This window comes from Paenibacillus pinihumi DSM 23905 = JCM 16419, assembly GCF_000422505.1.
Classification (GTDB): Bacteria; Bacillota; Bacilli; order Paenibacillales; family Paenibacillaceae; genus Paenibacillus_D; species Paenibacillus_D pinihumi.
In genome coordinates, this window is sequence record NZ_AULX01000025.1 from 39,873 (window position 1) to 60,685 (window position 20,813).

Annotated in this window: 19 protein-coding genes; 8 read left to right on the plus strand and 11 right to left on the minus strand. The window is 46.3% G+C overall.

The window, feature by feature from the left end:
* Positions 1-111: 111 nt before the first annotated feature.
* The 3 genes from H583_RS0108510 (at position 112) to H583_RS0108520 (ending at position 5,311) form a co-directional block, all read left to right on the plus strand.
* Positions 112-2,040 (plus strand): ABC transporter substrate-binding protein, encoded by a 1,929-nt coding sequence (locus tag H583_RS0108510; RefSeq protein ID WP_028560097.1) that lies wholly within the window; start codon positions 112-114, stop codon positions 2,038-2,040.
* 135 nt (positions 2,041-2,175) lie between these two features.
* On the plus strand, positions 2,176-3,843 hold the full coding sequence (locus H583_RS0108515; protein WP_028560098.1) for an AraC family transcriptional regulator: 1,668 nt from the start codon (positions 2,176-2,178) through the stop codon (positions 3,841-3,843).
* Positions 3,844-4,246: 403 nt separating this feature from the next.
* Positions 4,247-5,311 carry an amidase domain-containing protein gene (locus H583_RS0108520; protein ID WP_028560099.1) on the plus strand — a complete coding sequence of 355 codons (1,065 nt, stop codon included), beginning with the start codon at positions 4,247-4,249 and terminating at the stop codon, positions 5,309-5,311.
* 757 nt (positions 5,312-6,068) lie between these two features.
* On the opposite strand, the gene H583_RS0108530 is transcribed toward H583_RS0108520, so the two are convergent.
* The 7 genes from H583_RS0108530 to H583_RS0108560 all read right to left on the minus strand — a co-directional run bounded on the left by H583_RS0108530 (position 6,069) and on the right by H583_RS0108560 (position 14,037).
* Entirely contained in the window at positions 6,069-6,983 is a 915-nt protein-coding gene (locus tag H583_RS0108530) for a nucleoside hydrolase (RefSeq protein ID WP_028560101.1), read from the minus strand.
* 46 nt (positions 6,984-7,029) lie between these two features.
* Positions 7,030-7,968, minus strand: a complete 939-nt coding sequence (locus tag H583_RS0108535; protein WP_173477215.1) for a nucleoside hydrolase — start codon at positions 7,966-7,968, stop codon at positions 7,030-7,032.
* Positions 7,969-8,001: 33 nt separating this feature from the next.
* Entirely contained in the window at positions 8,002-8,958 is a 957-nt protein-coding gene (locus tag H583_RS0108540) for an ABC transporter permease (protein ID WP_051236201.1), read from the minus strand.
* On the minus strand, positions 8,948-10,039 hold the full coding sequence (locus H583_RS0108545; RefSeq protein ID WP_028560104.1) for an ABC transporter permease: 1,092 nt from the start codon (positions 10,037-10,039) through the stop codon (positions 8,948-8,950). Before H583_RS0108545 ends, H583_RS0108540 begins: the two co-directional genes overlap by 11 nt.
* Positions 10,029-11,582, minus strand: coding sequence for an ABC transporter ATP-binding protein (locus tag H583_RS0108550; RefSeq protein WP_028560105.1), 1,554 nt, complete (start codon positions 11,580-11,582; stop codon positions 10,029-10,031). Before H583_RS0108550 ends, H583_RS0108545 begins: the two co-directional genes overlap by 11 nt.
* 92 nt (positions 11,583-11,674) lie before the next feature.
* Positions 11,675-12,742, minus strand: coding sequence for a BMP family lipoprotein (locus H583_RS0108555; protein WP_028560106.1), 1,068 nt, complete (start codon positions 12,740-12,742; stop codon positions 11,675-11,677).
* Positions 12,743-13,056: 314 nt separating this feature from the next.
* Complete coding sequence (locus tag H583_RS0108560; protein WP_028560107.1) at positions 13,057-14,037, minus strand: LacI family DNA-binding transcriptional regulator; 981 nt, start codon at positions 14,035-14,037, stop codon at positions 13,057-13,059.
* A gap of 351 nt (positions 14,038-14,388) precedes the next feature.
* On the opposite strand from H583_RS0108560, the gene H583_RS0108565 reads away from it, so the two are divergent.
* On the plus strand, positions 14,389-14,751 hold the full coding sequence (locus tag H583_RS0108565; RefSeq protein WP_028560108.1) for an MmcQ/YjbR family DNA-binding protein: 363 nt from the start codon (positions 14,389-14,391) through the stop codon (positions 14,749-14,751).
* A 172-nt stretch (positions 14,752-14,923) separates the two neighbouring features.
* On the opposite strand, the gene H583_RS0108570 is transcribed toward H583_RS0108565, so the two are convergent.
* Together H583_RS0108570 and H583_RS0108575 are read right to left on the minus strand one after the other, a co-directional pair.
* Entirely contained in the window at positions 14,924-15,412 is a 489-nt protein-coding gene (locus tag H583_RS0108570) for a DUF4188 domain-containing protein (RefSeq protein ID WP_028560109.1), read from the minus strand.
* Positions 15,413-15,415: 3 nt separating this feature from the next.
* Entirely contained in the window at positions 15,416-15,973 is a 558-nt protein-coding gene (locus H583_RS0108575; protein WP_028560110.1) for a PadR family transcriptional regulator, read from the minus strand.
* Between the two features lie 362 nt (positions 15,974-16,335).
* On the opposite strand from H583_RS0108575, the gene H583_RS0108585 reads away from it, so the two are divergent.
* Positions 16,336-17,763, plus strand: a complete 1,428-nt coding sequence (locus H583_RS0108585) for a family 43 glycosylhydrolase (protein ID WP_028560112.1) — start codon at positions 16,336-16,338, stop codon at positions 17,761-17,763.
* A 121-nt stretch (positions 17,764-17,884) separates the two neighbouring features.
* On the opposite strand, the gene H583_RS36570 is transcribed toward H583_RS0108585, so the two are convergent.
* Entirely contained in the window at positions 17,885-18,016 is a 132-nt protein-coding gene (locus tag H583_RS36570) for a hypothetical protein (RefSeq protein WP_154665844.1), read from the minus strand.
* On the opposite strand from H583_RS36570, the gene H583_RS0108590 reads away from it, so the two are divergent.
* Both H583_RS0108590 and H583_RS0108595 read left to right on the plus strand, forming a co-directional pair.
* A complete protein-coding gene (locus tag H583_RS0108590; RefSeq protein ID WP_028560113.1) occupies positions 18,017-18,325 on the plus strand; it encodes a hypothetical protein in 309 nt (102 codons plus the stop codon).
* 155 nt (positions 18,326-18,480) lie between these two features.
* Entirely contained in the window at positions 18,481-19,107 is a 627-nt protein-coding gene (locus H583_RS0108595) for a hypothetical protein (protein ID WP_028560114.1), read from the plus strand.
* A 159-nt stretch (positions 19,108-19,266) separates the two neighbouring features.
* Here H583_RS0108595 and H583_RS0108600 read toward each other — a convergent pair whose 3' ends face one another.
* Positions 19,267-19,986, minus strand: a complete 720-nt coding sequence (locus tag H583_RS0108600; RefSeq protein ID WP_028560115.1) for a YebC/PmpR family DNA-binding transcriptional regulator — start codon at positions 19,984-19,986, stop codon at positions 19,267-19,269.
* Positions 19,987-20,264: 278 nt separating this feature from the next.
* On the opposite strand from H583_RS0108600, the gene H583_RS0108605 reads away from it, so the two are divergent.
* Positions 20,265-20,642, plus strand: a complete 378-nt coding sequence (locus H583_RS0108605; protein WP_028560116.1) for a PilZ domain-containing protein — start codon at positions 20,265-20,267, stop codon at positions 20,640-20,642.
* Positions 20,643-20,813: the final 171 nt, after the last annotated feature.

Here is a 20,813-nt window from a genome sequence, read left to right on the forward strand (position 1 = left end):
CTTCCTCCTTTTACTTACACTAAGGAGAGTGAGGATAATTCTCATCGAGAGGTGATTCAACGATGACTAATGACGTAGTTTTATGCATAAATGAATGGTTGAGGTGTTAGGATGGAGTGGCAGAAAGTCATCAAACTTTGGCTCCAAACCCCTATTAAAGTATTGGATATCCGGCATTTGACCATGAAGCCGGGGGAAGAGCTTCGTTCGTATCGGCTTCCTGCCAGCGCTTTTTTATTCGCCAATCAAGGAGACGCCAGGTTAATGCTGGATGAGACGGAGTTGTATGATACCACCTCCCATCTGCTTCATTGCGGCAAGGGTGCCACACTCAACATTCAATGCTTGAATAGTACATTTGACTATTATTTGCTCCTATATAAGCCGTTTCCGGGACATTCGCCTTCATCAACAGGCCAGCGTTCGGGGCAAACGGTCCCATTCAATCTTCGATATACCCTACAGCCGCTTTATCCATTGTCACTGCTCTCCCTTCTAGAGAGGATGGACAAGCTGTGGTCGGAGGGCAAGGAACTCGAACGGCTTCAGGTGTCAGGCCTGTTCTATCAATTTGTGTACGAGCAGTTCCATCAACTGCAGACTGTCGGGGCGGATATACAAGTACCCGATCTGGCTGCCCAGATTGCCCGGTACATGAATGAGCATTATCACGAAACACTTTCTATGGAGTCCTTGTCGAGTCAGTTTCATTACAGCACTCATTATCTGGCACGGGTTTTCAAGCGCAAATACGGATGCAGTCCAAGTGAATATCTCATTCGCACAAGAATGCATTATGCCAAGCTGCGGCTTGCGGGCACAGAAGCGACTATTCGGCAGATTGCGGAAAGTGTCGGCTATACGGATATGTATTATTTCAGCAAGCTTTTTAAAAAGGTGGCAGGCATAACCCCCGCGCAATTCAAAATGCAAAGTATCGGATCAAAAGGTTCAATTCGTCCTAATATTATGCCCGGATCGTTCATTGCTCCCCAGGGTGAAGAACATTATATTGATAACGAAGAGAATCATTATCAATTAGATCATTGGGGTGGGAATGAAATGAAAGGTCGTTACAAGCCTTCTTTGGCGGTATCCCTGTTGTTTAGCTTATCTCTGCTGCTTGCAGCATGCGGTGGTGCAGGTCCTGCATTGAAGGAGGGCGCGCAAGAGCAGAGTCAATCGAGCAATGGCAATGCAAGTGCAATGCCGGAACAAACAAGAACATACACGGATGCATTGGGAAGGCAAGCGGAAATCCCGATTGAGCCAAAAAAAGTCGTCATTATAACCTATGGCGGATATGTGCTGCCATTAGGTTTAAAACCAGTGGGCGCAGACCAAGCTGTGCTTGATCAATATCCGGATGAGCTGGCAGGGGTCACCAGCATTGGAGAAGGGCTCGGGAACAAAGAGACCATCACGGCGTTGCAGCCGGATTTAATCATTGTGCCGGATTATTTCGAAGCTGCCAGCTATGAAGCGTATGGTAAAATTGCTCCAACTATCGCCGTAGCCTGGGGCGGCGATCCGGATGTCGTAGACACGTTGCGAACGATTGGCGATATTATGAACCGAAAGCCGGAGGCGGAAGCCTGGATTGCCAAGTTTGAGCAGAAGCTGCAGACGATCCGGGAACAAATCAAAGTTAAAATCAAGCCGGGAACGACAGCCATAACGTTTATTTTATATAAAGGCGAAGTGCTGCTGGGAGGTAAAGGCGGCACATTGGGGAAACTGGTTTATGAAGATTTTGGATTCAAGATGCCACAGCAATTTGAGAAATATGCAGATGGCGGCGGTGTACTGTCCATGGAAGAGCTGGTCAATCATCCGGCTGACTACTTTTTCACCCAAATGAAGGATGAAGAGCTGCCAGAAATGATGGAGTTGTTCCGCGAGCCGGTCTATCAATCGATTCCCGTTGTGAAGAATAACCGGGTAATCAACGTTACCCGTGACAAATGGAATTTTGGGCCTTATAAAGTTGAAGAGGCTGTGGATGAGTTTATTGAACATGTAACGCGGCTGCAGCAGTAACGTCCGTTCGGCCTGTACTGGAGGACATATAAACAACAATGAAAAAGACGGAAGCTAAATCCATGTTGATTAGCTTCCGTCTTTTATTTACACTAAGGAGAGTGATAACGATTATCATCGAGAGGTGATTCAGCTATGAATAATGAGAGCTTCGAGCTTCACGGGTTGAAATCGCTGCTGTTTCAGTTGTCTTCTGCCGAGCTGCTGAACTGTCCAGCCGAATGGGTATCCGATTTAAGAAGCGAGGAGCGGCGGCATACCCTGCTGATGACAACCGGGAGGGCTGTAAGTCTCTATGTCAATGACCAGTTGATCCCGGCCGGGGAGCGAAGCTGCTATCTGCTTGCTCCCGGGAACAGTTGGTATGTGAACAATCTCTCCAGTGATGATGTTGAGCTGCATTGTATTTATTTTTCAATTATATGTGCAAATGAACGGGGTCAGAAAATAGTAGAAGAGCAACTGCTGCCTATTCATCATGCTTGGCATATGTACCCGTATGAGCGATGCAACCGGCTGGCAACTGGCATCCTGATGGATGCAGATGAAGCGGAGGAAATGGATTGGTTCAAGCGGCATTTGCTATTCCAGGAATTGATGGGGATTATGCTGGAGCATAACTGGCCTTTCAGCAGAAATACGGGGGATATCCCTGCGGTTGAAAAGACAATCCGTTATCTGGAAGAGAACTACTCCAGTCAGATAACGGTGAAGCAGCTTGCAGAACAGGCGCAGTTGCCAGCCTGGCAATATAGCGCACTATTCAAAACTCTGACGGGAAAGAAGCCGTTGGATTATTTGAACCAGGTGCGAATCGACCGATCCAAAGAATGGCTCCTGTCCATGAATGCGCCGCTGCGTGAAATTGCCTGTAAAGTCGGCTTTGCTGATGAGTATTATTATAACCGGCGGTTTCGGCAGTTCACCGGGATGACACCAAGGCAGTATGCCCAGTCGTTGCATCAACGGCGGAATGTCTATGATTGGACAGGCCATCAAGTTCAAATCCCGATACAGCCGCAACGTATCCTTTATTATGGGGAGGCTACGGGAGATCTGCTGGTGCTGGGGGTGCGGCCGCTAGGCGGGAATGTATACGCGCTGCGCAATACATGGATGCAGACGATTGCGCAGGGAATTGAAGATATTGGCATACCTCTTAACCTGCATAAGGCAGCGGAACTGGAACCGGATCTTATTATCTTCTCAAGCCCGGATGAACGACAATACGAGCAGTTGGCCAAAGTTGCGCCGACAGTTACTTACAATGCTTTTGCACCCGTGGAGCAGCGGTTGTTATGCTTAGGTGAGCTGCTTGGAAAGCATAAGGAAGCAAATCAGTGGCTGGCTGAATATGGCCGCCGATTAACGTTGATGTGGCAGCGGTTGAAGGGGACGATTCTTCCAGGAGAGACGGCTACGGTGTTGATTTATCATCGCGGGCGCCGTCTGTTTGTTATGGGGACGAGCGGTCTGTCTTCACTGCTCTATCATCCGTCCGGCTTTGGGGCGCAGGCGGCTGTTCAGGAAATTCTGGATGCCGGGGAGCCCTACCGTGAAATTGTAGAATCAGAATTGCCGTTATACGCAGGCGACCGGTTGTTCGTTATGCTGCCAAGCAGCGGGCCGTCGTGTCAAGCGACATGGGAACTGATGTACAGCAAGCGCTGGAAGGAATTAACCGCAGTCAGAAACGGGAAGGTTCATGTGCTGGAGGAGGGCAAGTGGAATTTGATGGATGCCTATACTAGAGAGCATCAGATTGAGTTGCTGCCAGCTGTGGTGGAAGAAAATAGATTATGAAGAAGAATACGGTCTGTTGTTATTCAATACGGTTACTATTAGTCGTAAGTAGGAAAAGAGAATCTATTGAACGAAAGCTGATCGGATTCAAGGAATAAATCCAAATGGAAAATACCGATTAAATTTACAACTCAATTAAAATGTGTATAATTGTAAATAAGCCTTAAAATTGATATATTGGAATTAATTAGTCATAGTTGCGCGGTTGTTGTTGATGATTGGAGTCACAAACGCTCTGCTGGTATTATTTAATTTAAATCATGTAAAAGCTACTTCTTTAGAATGAAGGGTATCAGTGGAAAATAATGACGAACATGAGACATATCTATTATGCAGTTATTTAGTAAAGTCTAAGGTCATTTTAAGGCTGCAAATGAAAAAATCTTTGGGAGGCTGGTAGATAATGAGGTTAAAAAGATTTTTATTAGTATTGTTAATTAGTTTGATGTGCCTGTCAGTTCCATCATTTGTATTTGCTGTAACAGATACAGAGTCACGAGTACAGGAAAAGTTGGAAGCAGGGTTGGAAGTCAGTAACAAATCTCTCACTGATCGTATTACAACTGAGGAAATAGCAGAAATAGAAGCTAAATATCAAACCTATTTGAAACAAGAAGAAAAATATGAAATTCAAATTGCTGAAAGCTTGAGATCATCGACTGGGAATGAGGAAATGTATAATCTCGTTCTTTCGACAGAAAAAGAAGATAAAATATCAGCTATGAAGGAAATGATTCTGTTCATCAAAGAATCCCCATCTATTAAAGAAGAGCATAGAAACCAATTTAATAGCTATATTTCCAAATATGCTCCCTATGTAGATGAGCAATTTATAAGAGAATATTACAATACTATTTCAGTAAAATCAGTACAAGAATATAGAAAAGCAAGTAACTTTAATACTTTGAATAATTGGAGCTATAACTCAACAAATGCAGTGAATTACGCACTTAATAATTATAATAATTATAATTCCTCTTACCCTAATGTTACAGCTTTAGGAGGAGATTGTGCCAATTTTGTTTCTCAATCACTCTATGCTGGTGGCATACCTATGAACGGCTCATGGTATGTCTATAAAAAGAATTCTACGTACCCATCACCACAAACTGTAGCTGAACTTGATCACTCTTGGACGTTAGCTTCTCCCAGTCCTTGGATAAGTGCAAAAGAATTTAATGCTAAATGGTATCCTATTTTTTCTAATGAAACCTTCTCTGGTTCCTATGTATATGATAATAAAAGTACTATTTACAATAAGTCTTACTACAAAGGTGATGTAGTTCAGATTTTAAAAAAGAACTTTTGGTGGTATGAAGCATTTCATACCATGATAATTACGGGTTATTCGAATGGAGATTTTACCCTTTCTTATCATACTACCAATACCAAAGATAAAGCATTGAATTCAATAGCATCAGGATATACTTCATCGAATTATCAGTTTATATTTTATTCCGTAAAATAGTCTGGCTCAATCTAAGAATCAGTGCTTGACAGCCTAACGTCGCAAGAGCGGAGAGGAAGAGGGAGGCTAAAGAAGTGAAACGTTCGCCTTTGTCCGCGGATTTCAATCGCTGTGGCGGTTAGATTCAAGAAATCTGGGGACAACAGCGATCGGAAGCCCCCTCTTGCTCGCAGCGCTCCCCCCAAGTTGGTGTCAAGCACTGATGTCTGTGTAGAGCCAAGAGCCTTATACAAAAAACATTTGAATGTTAAGAAATATCTATCTCATGTTTCATATGGTAAAATTAAAATGATTGGTATAGGGAAATAATAAGGAGGGAGAGGCATTAAGAAGCGTATTTTTCTCTTAAGGGCTTTCTTGATCTTCGCTTCGTTTGTTGTCCTAATTATTACGTTGGCTCCAAAAAACAGTCTAATAAAAGTACCATTCTCAGAGAACAGATATTTTCTCAAAGCTGTAAATTCACCGCTGGTTACGAATGAGAAAGAGCTTTTTGAGATTTACTTGGAACGAATGCAGGAAAAGGGATATAAATATATAGAAGAGGAACGTATGGGGGCATTGGGTGCTTTTGAAAAGAACGGTGACATACAGTACTTTGCTTACCCTAGAATAAAACAGTTTAAATGGTTTTTCTGAACTTTTCCTGATTAGCGTATACTTTTATCCAAATGAATAAAGCCATAACCGACTGGTAGGAGTTGGTTATGGCTTCTTTATTCTATCTTCAATTGCAGCTGTATCTCGTAACTGGCCTCTAGACCATACGATTCAAGAAATGATCCAAAAACCGCTCATTCTCAACGCCGACGCATACACGAATCTTCGTTGTTCCCTCAGGGTTGGCGACCGTTTGTCCGTCCTTCTCGCCTTCGGTTACGACATCCACCTGTACATCCTCATATTGTGCAAATGAAGAGTCGATTGCGATGCCGACAGCGAGCGGATCATGCAGCGGGCAGCCGCCAATGCCCGGTTGGAAACCTTCATAACAAGCCATATAGAAATCGGTCATTTGCGCCAAGTAAGGGCCCAGCGGATTGTCAGAAGCACGCCAGTGTTCCAGTTGTGCATGCGGCAGCAGCGTCTTCATCGTAACGTCCAGTCCGACCAGTGTCGTCTTCACCCCTGAATGCAGCACATATTTTGCTGCTTCGGGATCGGATTTAATATTGGCTTCCGCATACGGCGAAACATTCCCCCGGACGTATACCGCTCCGCCCATAATAACAAGCTCTGCAATAAGCGGTACGATTTCTGGCGCCTTCTCCAGCGCCAAAGCTATATTCGTCAGCGGCCCTACCGCGATAATGGTGAGCTCATGCGGACGTTTTTTGACCTGCTCAATAATGAAATCTGCGGCAGACACATCGGCCTTATGTCCGGCAGGCTCCTTGTCCACGATACCGCCCAAGCCGTCCTGGCCATGGACATGGCGCGCGTAGTCCTCCTTCTCGCCGCGGCGGAACGTAACTGCTGCTCCCTCTGCTACTGGAGCCTGTACGCCCAGCTTCTCCAGCATAAGCAGTGAATTTCTTGTAGCATCCTGTACCGGGATGTTGCCAAAGCAAGTTGTAAGCCCGACAAGCTCAAGCTCCGGCGAACGGGCAGCATAAACAATCGCCATTGCATCATCAATTCCTGTATCTACATCCAGTATAACGGATTTCATGTTAAGCCTCCTTTACGATTCTATTGTAACAAACTGTTCGGGTTATTTATAATGCAGCCAGTGCATCCTTCACCAGACCCCAGAACTTGCTATGGTCGAGTTTGTATGCAAACTGGACATTCGGAGCCAGACCCGTTACGTTATGCCGGTCAACCAGCGTCATGCCATAGGTCAGTTCACCTTTGGTTTCAATATCAACCCGATAATGTTTGCATTCTACTACGGTCGGATCGATGCAGTAGGCGATACAGCATACATCATGAACAGGCGGATCGGCAATGTCGAACATGTCCTGATACGTTTTGCGGAAGAAGATGAGCAGGTCATTAACCAATCTTCCTGCCGGAGTATCAATTTGTGCAATTTGCTCCGCAACCTCTCCGGTCGCAGACGCCTGATGCGTCAAATCCAGTCCCATCATGACAATCGGAACACCGCTGTCAAAAACAACCTTGGCTGCTTCCGCATCCACATAGATATTAAACTCCGCAGCAGGGGTCCAATTACCGAATGTTCCGCCGCCCATGATGACAATTTCTTTGATTTTGGGCAAAATCGCAGCGTCCTTGCGCATAGCCATGGCAATATTGGTCAGCGGACCTACAGCTACAAGGGTAATATCGCCTTCCGATGCGAGCAGTGTACGGACAATGTAATCCACCGCGTGCTCCTTCTCAGCAGAACGGGTAGGCTCCGGCAGCACAGGACCTTCCATGCCGGATTCCCCATGAATCTCAGCAGCCGTCTCTCCTTTACGGACAAGAGGATCACTGCATCCGCGATAGACAGGCACATGTGGAATGTTGGCTACTTCGCATACTTGCAAGGCATTCCTTGTTGTATGGGTAACACCGGCATTGCCGCCAACAGTCGTAATCGCAAGCAAATCAATGGACGGATTTCCTGCTGCCAGCAAAATCGCGATGGCATCGTCATGGCCGGGATCACAATCCAGAATTATTTTACGCTTTATGATGTCATTCATGTATACACGCATCCTTTTCTCATGTCATCGTCGTTATGATTTCGCCGCCGCAGGTGCAACAAGTCCTTTCTTTTGCCGGTTTTGCTTTCTGATCGCAAAAACAACAAGGGCAAGCACGGTGACCACATACGGCATCATTTGTACAAACTGGCTGGGAACCGGACTGTTCGGGATGGTTTGGAAGATTGTCTCAAATGTCTTGGCTAAGCCGAATATAATGGAGCCAATCAACACCCCGATCGGATTACGGTTGCCCAGCAGGACGACCGCCAGAGCCAAAAATCCTGTCCCCGCTGTCATATCCTTAACAAACATGCTGGTCATTCCCATGGACATGAATGAACCGGCCAAGCCAACGAACACCCCGCTCCAGGCCATGGCGGAATATTGCAGCCGTCCTACAGGGATGCCAAGGGATTTGGCGGAATCCGGAGCTTCGCCGATCGCCCGCAGATGAACGCCGTAAGGTGTCCGGTACAGCATAATAAAGCAAAATAACACAGCCAGGAAAGCGATCCACACCATCAAGCTATGACCGCTAAACAGTTTGTTCACATAAGGAATGTTCTCGATAAACGGAATATTTACCACCGGAATTTTGTCCAGATTGCTAGGGTTGTAGCTGCCTGTTGCCTGGAACAGTTTGCTCATCAAAAATATGGTGGCCCCGGAGCCGAATATATTCATGGCGAATCCGGTAATGACAATATCAACCTTGAGCTTGATATGGAAAAAGGCCATGGCATATGACATGCCGACACAAATCAGGACGCCGGAAACAACACCAACCATCCAATTGCCTGAAGCCGCACTGACTGCAATCGAGGTAAAGGCCGATACGAGCATAAGCCCTTCCAGACCGATATTGGTTACACCTGTAATATCCGAGATCAAGCCTCCGATCGCTGCCAGCAAAATCGGCGTCATACAGCGCAGCAGGACGGCAATGATGGTTAGATCTGCGATTTGAGCCCATACATTAAGCCACATGGTCCTTTTTCCCCCCTTTGGTTGCATGAGACTGTGAGTGCTTGAGAACGGCACGCTGCTTGAAGTAGTTAAATACGGCTTGGGCAGATACGAATAAGACGAGCAGTACCTGAATGATGACGGCCAATTCGCGGGATACATCACTTTCAGCCTGCATAATTTGTCCGCCTACTTGCAAATAAGCGTAAAATAAGGCGGCAATCACGACAGCTACGGGGTTATTTCTGGCGAGCAGCGCAATGATGATGCCGTCAAAGCCCAGATTGGCTGAGAAATTATCCTTGTACGTGCCATGTACGCCAAGAATTTCAACAATGCCGCCAAGTCCTGCCAGCGCACCGCTGATCATCACACTGTAAATGATTAGCCTTTTGGTTTTAATTCCGCCATAACGGGCGAAGGCTTCATTTTTTCCAACCAGCCGAAGCTCATAGCCCAGTCTGGTTTTATAGAGCATGACGGAAATCACAACTACAGACAGCAGAGCGATAAAAAAGCCGTAATGAACAGGGAAGCTGTCGGAAATTTTGCGCAGCAGCAGATTTTTCTCGAAGTACTGCATGCGTGCAAAGCCGCCGCTTCCAGGGTCTTTGAACCAGTTGTTAACCAGATAAGAAGTGGAAATAATACCGACATAGTTGAGCATCAGTGTCGTTACAATTTCATTGGCATTCCATTTTGATTTCAAGAAGCCGGGGATGGCCCCGAACATGGCGCCACCAGCCAGCGCGCACAGCAAAATGACAGGCAGGTGAATCCAGACCGGCAAGCCCGGGATGTAGGCAGCTGCCAGCGCACCGGTAAACCCGCCCACATACAGCTGCCCTTCGGCACCCATACTGAAGACGTTGGACTGAAACACAACAGCCAGCGCAAGGCCTGTAAATATGAGTGGAACCGCCTTATTAAATACGGTGCTTAGGTTAAAAGGCGTTGAAAATGGCCCGAGCAAAAATGAGGAGATCGCCTGCAGCGGCTCATCGCTGACCATCATAATAATGATAAAGCCAACCACAACAGCCAATACAATCGAAGCGGCAATCCCAATTACGTCCAGGTATAAAAAACGTTTATGATTCACGAGGAACCACCTCTTTTTCCGCTTTCTTGATACCAAGCATGTAGTAGCCGATTTCTTGCTCGGTCAGATCATCGGTATTGTTCAAAATGGCAACGAGCTCACCGTTATACAGCACGCCGATGCGGTCGCTCAGGCTCATAATTTCCGACAGCTCGGCGGATACAAGCAGGACAGCCGCCCCTTGATCACGGCGCTTCACAATTTCACGGTGAATCGATTCGATTGCGCCTATATCCACGCCTCTGGTTGGCTGCGATGCGATAATCAGCTTTGGATTTTTGGCAATTTCACGGGCGATAACCACCTTCTGCAGGTTTCCCCCCGACAACGAACCCGCCAACGTTTCTTCGCTGGCCGCTCTTACATCAAAGGTTGTCATCATAACCTTGGCAAATTCCTTCAGCTTCTTTTTCCGTAAGAAAGGGCCAAAACGGAATTCGGGATGATCATAAACATCCAAAATTAAATTTTCCTCGATGGTTGAGGTTAAGCATGCCCCGGTCGTTTGACGGTCCTCGGGGATATGGGCAATTTTCATATTGCGGATCTGCCCAATGCTTTTGCCCAATATATTTTCATTGAAATACAAGACCTGTCCGCCTGTCGCTCCAATCAGTCCGGTGATGACCTCGACCAATTCACGTTGTCCGTTGCCTTCTACTCCGGCAATGCCGAATATTTCCCCGCCTCTAATGGCCAATGACACATCTTTCAGCATTGGAAAGCCTTTGGCATCATTTGCATGAACATCACGAAGCTCCAGTACCGTCTCCTTCAACACCTGTTCTTTTTTCTCGACACGAAGCAACACATCGCGGCCAACCATTAACCGTGATATTTCTTCCTTGTTCGTATCCTTGGTCAGCATCGTATGAATCGTCTGGCCTGCCTTGAGCACCGTAATCCGGTTTGAAATTTCCATGACCTCGCGCAGCTTGTGCGTAATAAAAATAATGGTGTATTTTTGAGCGACCAGTGTTTTTAAGGAGTCAAAAAGCTCATCCGTTTCCTGTGGTGTAAGAACGGCCGTCGGCTCATCCAGGATGATCAGCTTGGCCCCGCGATAAAGCACCTTCATGATTTCAACCCGTTGCTTCTGGCCGACCGAGATATATTCGACAACTGCATTCGGATCAAGCTTGAGTCCGAAACGGTCCACAAGGCTTTGAATATCCTGAATTTCCTTGCCCCGGTCCCGGAACAGGCCAAATGGCCCTTTTCGCGGCTCATCGCCAAGCACAATATTTTCAGATACGGTCAAGGATGATGCCAGCATAAAATGCTGGTGAACCATTCCGAGGCCATGCTTGATGGCGTCACGAGGCCCCTGAAAATGGACAGGGCTGCCTTTGTAGTAAACCTCGCCTGATGTAGGCGCTTCCAAACCGAATAAAATTTTCATCAAGGTTGATTTGCCCGCGCCGTTTTCACCAACCAATGCATGGATTTCGCCTTCATGCACCTCCAAATGAACACCGCGATTGGCAATGGTACCGTTGGGGTACGTTTTATGAATATTTCTCATTTCGAGCAGTACCGTCATGAATGTCGCCCTCCCGCCTATGGCGTGTAATCCGCAGAGGGGAGCAACTGCTTGTTCCCCTCTGCACTTGTTAGCGTAATGGAGCGGACGGCTTAATCAAGCGCGCTTTCAACCTTGATTTCACCGTTTCTTAATTTATCTTCAACCTCTTTCATTTTGTCACGGATCGCTTGAGGCACATGTTCTTCGTACAGCTTGTCTGCTGCCAGGCCTACGCCGTCTTCTTTGACACCAAGCAGCTCCACTTTTCCAAACGGCAGCTTGTCCTCCTTGAACATCTGCAAGGCGCGGAACGTCGAAGAGTCCAGATTTTTCAGCATGGATGTCAGTACGCTGCCCGGGTACAAGCCATTTTGGTTGCTGTCTACACCAATGCTGTATTTGCCAAGCTCACTGCCGGCTTCCAGCACGCCAAGACCGCCAGCAGCCGCTACCTGATACACAATGTCTGCCTTTTGGCCGTTGTACATGGCAAGGCTCAGCTCTTTGCCTTTTGGAGCATCATAGAAGTTGCCGATGTAGGAAGACACGATTTGGACATCCTTATCGATATAGTGGGCACCTTGCTCATAGCCGGATTTAAAATCGTTAATAATAGGGACATTCATGCCACCGATAAAGCCAATGACTTTTTCCGGATTGCTGTTTGTCAATTCTGTGCTGGTCGTGACCAGTGCGGCAAAAGCGCCAGCCAGGAATGAACCTTCGCTTTGAGAGTAGATCATGGAATATACGTTAGGCATATCTGCAATGGCATCATCGTAGAAAATGAACTTTTGATCCGGATACTTCGCGGCCAGTTCTTTCGTCAGATCAATCATTTGGCTGGTGCCGACGACGATCACATCATATTTTTTGCTTGTGATCATGGACTCGAGTCCCGCAGGCCAGTCCGCCTGGTTATTGCCGCCTTCAATGGTTTTGGCCTCGTAGCCCAGCTCGCTGGCAGCCTGGTCGACACCGCGCTTTACAGAGTCAAAGAAAGATTTGTCTCCTAGTGTAGAGTTGACATAATACCCGACTGTCGGCTTTTTGGCACCATCTCCGGAAGCAGTACCTTCCGTTTTAACGTCGGTCCCCGTTTTACCGCAAGCTGCAAGCAGAACCATCAGACAAACCATGCCAATTGCCAACCATTTTCTATTCATAGATCTTTTCATTAGAAATGCCTCCCTGATTTATGGTGATCGCACAGATTTCAATTTCGTTGAATTTAATGAAATGAAACAATTAAGGACACGAATGTAGCTGAGACGGGCGTAAAATAATAGGAATATTATGCTTTGTATACAATTTAAGCACTTACATAATTGAAGAAATTCATATTCCTTTCTAAATCTTCACCTGAGTGGCGGTCATTAGCCCGTGATTTTTTTACTACAACAATCTGTTGTACGGAATACAGTGGCAGTGGCAGCCTTATCCATACTCGGGCTGCCACCGGCCACCATGCCGGGAGTCCAGTTGCAAGCTGTCAGGATTCCCTCTGAATAAAGGTGTGTGAAAGAATGATGTTTCTCGTTTCACCATCGTTCACCCCCTTACATCGGTCAATTAACAGCTCGACGGCTTTTTCTCCAATCTGATAAGCAGGAACGGAAATCGTGCTCAGCTTTGGATAACTCATTTGGGCGAACAAAATATCGTCACAGCCTACAACCGAAATGTCCTCCGGGATTCGGAGCCCTTTTTTAAAGATGGCGCTCATCGCTCCAAGCGCGACTAAATCATTTGCCGCAAACACCGCCGTAGGCGTCATATGCTGGAGCAACTCCTCCATCGCGTGATAGCCTGCGTCATAATTAAAGCTGCCATTCGCCACAACAGGGGGCAACTGATGCGCCCTCATCGCGTCAATATAGGCTTGCCTCCGCTCAATCGCGGAATGAACATTGGGCGGGCCAGCCAAATGCACGATATCCTTATGGCCTTGTCCGATGAAATGCAAGACAGCTTCGTAAGCCGCTTTGTAGTTATCGATCGTTACCGAGTCAAATGGAGAGTCGACGAGCAGACGGTCACACAGCACAAAGGGAATGTTCAACTGCTGCATATCCTTGACGTTCTTTTCTTTCAGCACGGATGAGATCAGGATAATGCCTACAACCCTTTGATGAACCATCTTCTGAATATATTCCTGCTCTGTGGCAAAGTCATTGTCTGTGTTGCAAATGAACAGTCCATATCCGAGGCGGTGCGCCGCATCCTCAATCCCCCGTGCAAGAGCAGGGAAATACGGGTTTGTAATGTCCGGCAAAATCAACCCGATCGTGTTCGTTGTACTCGTAGCCAGATTTTGCGCAATGGCGCTTGGCTGATACCCAAGCTCTTGAATGGCAGCAAGCACACGCTCACGTATTTCAGGATTGACTTTGGGATTATGATTAATCACTCTTGAAACGGTGGCCTTTGATACACCTGCATGGCTGGCTACATCCACAATATTGGGCTTCATCAATCAATCTCCTATTGCAGCTTTTAAAATATTGCAGCTATTTAAATGAAAATACCATTTTTTAGTGTGAAACCGGTTTCTCAGGAGTTCAAAAAAATAAGAAAGCGGTTTCTTGATATGAAGATAGCATGAGCTTGAGTAAAATGCAATCAATTTTTTTATTTCAAAGAGATGGGGTGGATAGTGTGTGTATAAAAATTCATGTGGGGTGCTAGCATGGTAACAACAATAGCGGGAACATTAGTTCTGGAAAAGAGAACAGAATGCATGACTTTTATCGGAGATGCCATTTATAATTATGGTATAAATAAGCAGGGAAATTGATGTTTACTAAGAGGGAGAGAGGCTGTTATGGATCGTTATATCATCGAATATTGCTTGAAGAAAAAAGGAGCCGCCAAGGAATATCCCTTTGGGCCCGATCCCATGGTTTTTAAAGTCGCAGGTAAAATATTCGCGATAATTTTTGAGGAGAAGGATTTCATAAACCTGAAATGTGACCCTGTAATTGCGGAAAATCTGAGAGAGCAATATGAAGGCGTCACACCGGGCTACCATATGAACAAGCAGCATTGGAATACCGTTAAGCCGGATGCTTCCTTGCCGGAAGATGACATTAAGGCCATGATCGATCACTCTTACGATTTGATTGTGAGCAAGCTTCCCAAGAGTGTGAGGGAATCGATTGCAGAAATGAAAACGAAACGAAAATAAATGGCTTGTATGGGCCGGTATTTGGTTTGCGGTCATGATGCTATGTGCAGTAGCCGCTCATATGCGCGCCAAGCATCCACTCGGCAAATCTGCACCGGCAACGATGCACCGCTTCAAGCTTGAATAGCTTGGGCGGTGCATTATTGGTCGCTTGCTTCAATATTTCTTCCAGTTATTTATCCGATGAGGAGACAGATGCGAGCCGCGAGCTTGCAGAGTGACGCTGTTTGGTGACCGGAATAGGGGATAGTGCTTTGCCCAGCCCGTATTTCGGCATGTTGACATAGATGCATTCATAATTGCCCTTCTTCACCTGATAGGTTTCGTGATAAATTGCGACAGCTTTATTGTTGCCGACCTTTTGATTGAAAGCCTTCCATGCAGCCATGTGCTTCTCCTGCTTGGCATAGGACAGAAGCTGCTCAGCTGAATTCCAATATTGAATCATGACCGTCGTTTTTAATCCAAAGTACGTTTCCTGCGAGAGAAACCCGAGTTTCTCCTTATTGGAAAACAGCTCTGTAATCATCCCCGGCATAGCCAGAAATACGGGCAGCCATTTGTGTACGGCCCACCATTTATTAATTCTCATTCCGATCAGAAAAACAACAATATCTTCTTGATTATCTACGGTATAGCGGCCTTGCAACAGGTTAGCCATTCCTCAATGCTCCTCTCCATGAAATTGCTGTATCGTGGCTGTGCACCACTCAATTCCGGCTTGTGTCGTTCGTTTGCCATAGTCCAATGTCAGCAGCCAGTACCTCGCATCCGCTTCATCCTCACTCTTTTCGGACTCTATAGACTGCTCAATAGTCAGATAGACCTCATAGCGTGCTTCAAGCATCTCCTTATAATTGTGAAGAAGCTTGATGGTTTGTATTGCGGACAGGTGGCTCCCGAAAAAAAGCTTCAGCAGCACTTCGTTACGTTCAAATGGCATTTGTACAACAGGCTGTTCAAGCCAGGATTTAAGCACATCTTTTCCTTTATCAGTCAGAATGTAGTCGTGGCGGTCAGGCTTGCCGGGCTGCTGATGCGTCTGCAGTTCTGCCAGCCCTTCCTCGGTAATGAGCTTCAGGGCAGGATAAATTTGACCGTAGCTGATTTTCCAGAAATGAGTCAGGCTCTGGTCGATAAACTGCTTGATGGCATAGCCTGAACGACAGGAGGTTGTCAGGATACCCAGAATGGCATAGGTTGTGTCATTGTATTTACTCATTTCATCACCTATCTTATAGATATATATCTTTTTGATATATAGTAACCCATTTTTAAAGAGAATGCCAGTGATTCATGAAACATTTCTGCAGCAGAGAGAGGAGAGATAGCATACGTGAATGTGATCAATTTATTCACCAGGATAAGAATGACAAGGATAATTTAAAAATGTCTCATTATAAAAGCGCTTACATTTACGATAAACTGAAGATGGATCATAGATTTACAATTTTGCCATTGCCGAATGCCGAGGGGGTGAGATGAATTCGTCTTCGCTGTCTGGTTTACTAGCAGGCTAATGTATGCAATTGACACTGCATAACGGGATGCATCCCGAATCTATGTTATGAGGAGGTAACACTGATGAACAAAAAGCTCTTGAGTCTAGTATTGTCAGGAACGATGCTGTTGTCCATCTTTACTGCTTGCACGTCCTCTTCTTCTGCATTGGGTACAACCACCATGTCTGGAAACCCTATTTTTACGAGCATTTTTACCGCTGATCCCTCTGCGCATGTGTGGGCTGACGGACGTATTTATGTTTATGCGTCACATGATATCTTCCCTTCCAGGGGCAGCGATTTGATGGATAAATACCATGTCTTCTCGTCGGACAACATGGTGGATTGGGTGGACGAAGGAGAAATCCTGCGTGCGGATGATGTGCCTTGGGGGCGTCCGGAGGGCGGCTTTATGTGGGCTCCTGACGCTGCTTACAAGGACGGAACCTATTACTTCTATTTCCCTCACCCAAGCGGCAGCAATTGGAATGACACTTGGAAAATCGGGGTGGCAACAAGCGACAAGCCTGCTGCAGACTTTACGGTTCAAGGCTATATACAGGGGCTGCCTGGCAACAGCTTTATTGACCCTGCGGTGTTCCGCGATGACGACGGAAGCTATTACTTGTATGGCGGAGGCGGGGGCAAAAGCTACGGCGTCAAGCTGGGCGCTGACATGATGTCGCTGGACGGTCCGCTCAAGCAGTTCACCGAGCTGAATGATTTCCATGAGGCATCCTGGGTATTCAAGCGCAACGGCACGTACTACCTGATGTATTCCGATAATAACCCTGGAGCGAACAACATGCGGTACGCTACCAGCAGCAATCCGCTTGGACCATGGGTCAACCGCGGCGTCATTCTGGACCCGGTAGTCGGCAGCGAAACATCACATGGATCTATTGTGGAATACAAGGGCAACTGGTACATGTTCTATCACAATGCCAAAATTTCGGGCAACGGTACACTGCGTTCAGTTGCTGTAGACCGGTTATATTTTAATGCGGATGGAACCATTCAAAAGGTTATTCAAACGACTGACGGTGTGCCGGCTGTCGGTCCGCGTTCCCACGCTACAGAGATCAAGTATTATGATTTAATAAATGATAATTATGATGAATATACGCAGAAGACCGAATATGCCATGACCGCCAGCAACGTAACCATCGGGGGCGGGGCGGTACGTTCAGGCAATAATATTGAAAACATGCATATTGCCGGTTCCTATATCCAGTTGACAGGCATAAACGGCGGGGCAGGCGGCAAGGCGCTAGTTACTGTGCAGTATGCTTCCGCCGACAGCGGGGCTGCTTTTAAAGTAGATGCCAGTGGCGATACAGCCGGGGACGGCTATTTCCTTGCCCTTCCGGGCACAGGAGGCTGGGGCAACTATACCGGCAAGACCAGCCGCCTGGTCGACTTGAATCCGGGGACGAATAACACGATTAAGCTGAGCGGAGGTATGGGAGGAGCCAATATTTCTAAAGTAATTGTGTCATTGATTCCTTAATGATTGGGCGTTAGCATCTTTTCGAACATCGGGAAGGTGTAATCCCAAATTGTAAAAAATCATAAAAAATAAAGGTTGATACATCGTATACATGACGATATGTATCAACCTTTTATTTCAATTACACAATGGAGTGGCCTCCATCTACATGCAACACGCTGCCTGTGTTAAATTCATTTCGGATGAGAGAGAGCACACTTTCAGCGACATCCTCAGCAGTCCCGATCCGGTTTACGGGGAGAGCACGGGACACATGTTGGAAAAACTGATGAAGCTAAGAAAAGCGGGCGTACAAATGATTGACGGCTATCTGAAAGAAATGAAGCCCTACTACAACAAGACAGATCGCAGTGCCTTTCCTTTGCGGCTGATCTTTGACAAGGATAGTAAGGGTGAATTCAAATATGAGCTGTTTTACCTGCTGTCTATTTCAGAACAGATAACGGTGCATCCGGTGCAAGCCTATTTTGAACAGCATTTTGCAGAGAACCGGGAAGAAAAAGAGCAGCTTGGCTATGGCATGATGAAAGACGAACTGTCTGCCCTTTCAGTTGGACAATAGCAGTTTTGTTTGGGCAGCATTCAATAAGAGTACACCGCTTTAAGCAAAGCTTGCTTATACGGTGTATTTTTCCTTTTTAACTTAATTTGGAACATTTAGTGAAAGCCGTACGTCTTATTGAATAGCATTTCCTTGGAATTTAAAGGAGGAGTAAGATGAAGAAGGAATTTTTAATTTTTGCGCTTATCACAGTTTGCTTATTATCCGCTTGTCAAAAGGATAACGGTGCGTTGCCAACAGTAAATCAAACGCAAGGGGAACAGACTGAAGGTCAAACGAACCAGGAGCAGGGCAAGGATGACGACCCAAACCAGGAGACAAATAATCAAACAGACAAGACGCGGCTCTTTGATCTTAAAGAATTTGACGGAACAAAAGAAATAACTCTTCATTGGGGGGACCAGCAATCAACAGCTCAATTTATCAAAGCGCCTTATCTGCCATTTGGCCTGTATATTCCTGATAAAATGGAAACCATTAAGTTTTCGGATGGGGAGGAGTGGGGCTACGATAATAACCGCATTTCCTTGCTGGAATATTACGATACCTATACTTCAGACCTGAATAGCCAAAACCCGGAACTTCAAAAATATGAAGAATATGCAGGTTCGACGAAATGGGATGGGCCTGACCAAGTCAAAGTGAAATTTGAGGACTATTTTGTCCTTGAGCAGGGTGGGCAGAAATATGTGGTTCGGCTTTCGTATTCTGAGGATGAAACAAAAACCGCACTGCCCATGTTCCTGGAGGTTCTGAAAAACCTCAAATCCGTTTCTGAATAACCGCCATATTCACTCACCGCATATTTGTATGTATCGGGTTGACTTCCAAATGGTGTTTTAACCAACAGGATCGCATGAATGGCAAAAAGCCGTACCATCACGACGGGAACCGTGAACAGTCCCAAGTGGCAGTACGGCTTTCTCAGACGGACATAAAATTTAATCCGCAAACTCCACGTTATGATATACCTGCTGTACGTCCTCCAGGTCTTCAAGCGTGTCGATAATCTTCTCGAACGATGCGATAGACTCCTCGGGGAGCGTAACATAGTTCTGGGCAAGCATGGTCAGCTCGGCCACTGTAAATTCAGTGATTCCTGCTTGATGCAGTGCCTCCTGAACAGCGTGGAAGTGATCCGGCTCTGCATAGACCAGCACGTTGTCATCCTCTTCCTCGATATCCCGTACATCTACATCTGCTTCCAGCAGAATCTCCATAACCTCATCCAGCGGTTTATCAGCTACACCGATTACTGCTGTTGCATCAAACATATACGCAACGGAGCCGTTAACGCCCATATTGCCGTTATTCTTACTGAAAGCGGCACGAACAGCCGATGCTGTACGGTTAACGTTATTGGTCAGCGCATCTACGATGATCATGGAGCCGTTCGGGCCAAAGCCCTCATAGCGCAATTCTTCATAGATTTCATCCGAGCTGCCTTTGGCCTTGTCAATTGCACGGTCGATGATTGCTTTGGGCACGTTGTACGTTTTGGCGCGCTCAAGCACGACCTTCAGCGCACGGTTGGATTCGGGGTCCGGCTCACCTTTGCGCGCCGCGACATAGATTTCGAGGCCAAATTTGGCATAAACCCGGCTGGTATTGGCATCCTTGGATGCTTTTTTTTCTTTAATGTTATTCCATTTGCGACCCATCTCAAACCTGCTTTCTATATAAAATAATCTCAACTTTAGTATAACCAAATATGCGGGTGGTTGGACAGTATAAGAACACGCAAATCCTCCTTATGACCTCCAATTAACCGCCATCTTATTTATCTATTATACCAAGCCCGGCACGGGGATGAAAGGAAAAGGGAGTGTCCGGCATGCTCATGGTATACTAAAGAGTAAAAAAAGTTGTCACGCTTGAAGAATCCAAAGCTGGGGAGGCTGAACCGGATTAAATTTTACGTGATGCAATGGAGGTCATGATGTCAAATAATCAGAGAAAAGAGCCTTTTCGCTATACCCTGAAGGAGCCGCTTGCACTGGAAATCTATATATTGAGTGTTAACGGGGTCCCGGCACCCGCCAAGCCGATCCCTGCCGAGTTGTTCGATATCAGCCGGTCCGGCTGCCAGATTGCGCTCCCGCTTAGTCTGCATGCTGAATCGAATGATGTAAGGATTCGTATGAGTCTGACCCTCGTTGAGGACCCTATCGCATTAGAAGGTACGCTGCGTTGGGATAAAAAGCAAGAGAGTCAGTGGTTCTATGGCGTAAATCTTGAAACGAAAGGGGATGATCAGGAACGGCTGTTCAAGGAGATGCGAATGCTTGCAGGACAGGGGAGGATTATTGTGAAATAGGATCAATGAGTAAAATTGTGTAAATAAGCAAACCCTAATCTTACAAAATTGGATGGTTTTCCTTTGCCGGAAATGAATTGGCCTCAACCTGCATGATAGTAAGCATTTTCTGCTTGACAGTTGCGCAGGGAGAGGTTCATAATACTATCCATACTAAATCCATGGGATTTA

Coding starts and splice junctions, on each gene's coding strand:
- H583_RS0108510 (WP_028560097.1), top strand. CDS start 112: ATGGAGTGGCAGAAAGTCATCAAACTTTGGCTCCAAACCCCTATTAAA.
- H583_RS0108515 (WP_028560098.1), top strand. CDS start 2,176: ATGAATAATGAGAGCTTCGAGCTTCACGGGTTGAAATCGCTGCTGTTT.
- H583_RS0108520 (WP_028560099.1), top strand. CDS start 4,247: ATGAGGTTAAAAAGATTTTTATTAGTATTGTTAATTAGTTTGATGTGC.
- H583_RS0108530 (WP_028560101.1), bottom strand. CDS start 6,983: ATGAAATCCGTTATACTGGATGTAGATACAGGAATTGATGATGCAATG.
- H583_RS0108535 (WP_173477215.1), bottom strand. CDS start 7,968: ATGAATGACATCATAAAGCGTAAAATAATTCTGGATTGTGATCCCGGC.
- H583_RS0108540 (WP_051236201.1), bottom strand. CDS start 8,958: ATGTGGCTTAATGTATGGGCTCAAATCGCAGATCTAACCATCATTGCC.
- H583_RS0108550 (WP_028560105.1), bottom strand. CDS start 11,582: ATGACGGTACTGCTCGAAATGAGAAATATTCATAAAACGTACCCCAAC.
- H583_RS0108555 (WP_028560106.1), bottom strand. CDS start 12,742: ATGAAAAGATCTATGAATAGAAAATGGTTGGCAATTGGCATGGTTTGT.
- H583_RS0108560 (WP_028560107.1), bottom strand. CDS start 14,037: ATGAAGCCCAATATTGTGGATGTAGCCAGCCATGCAGGTGTATCAAAG.
- H583_RS0108565 (WP_028560108.1), top strand. CDS start 14,389: ATGGATCGTTATATCATCGAATATTGCTTGAAGAAAAAAGGAGCCGCC.
- H583_RS0108570 (WP_028560109.1), bottom strand. CDS start 15,412: ATGGCTAACCTGTTGCAAGGCCGCTATACCGTAGATAATCAAGAAGAT.
- H583_RS0108575 (WP_028560110.1), bottom strand. CDS start 15,973: ATGAGTAAATACAATGACACAACCTATGCCATTCTGGGTATCCTGACA.
- H583_RS0108585 (WP_028560112.1), top strand. CDS start 16,336: ATGAACAAAAAGCTCTTGAGTCTAGTATTGTCAGGAACGATGCTGTTG.
- H583_RS0108590 (WP_028560113.1), top strand. CDS start 18,017: ATGTTGGAAAAACTGATGAAGCTAAGAAAAGCGGGCGTACAAATGATT.
- H583_RS0108595 (WP_028560114.1), top strand. CDS start 18,481: ATGAAGAAGGAATTTTTAATTTTTGCGCTTATCACAGTTTGCTTATTA.
- H583_RS0108600 (WP_028560115.1), bottom strand. CDS start 19,986: ATGGGTCGCAAATGGAATAACATTAAAGAAAAAAAAGCATCCAAGGAT.
- H583_RS0108605 (WP_028560116.1), top strand. CDS start 20,265: ATGTCAAATAATCAGAGAAAAGAGCCTTTTCGCTATACCCTGAAGGAG.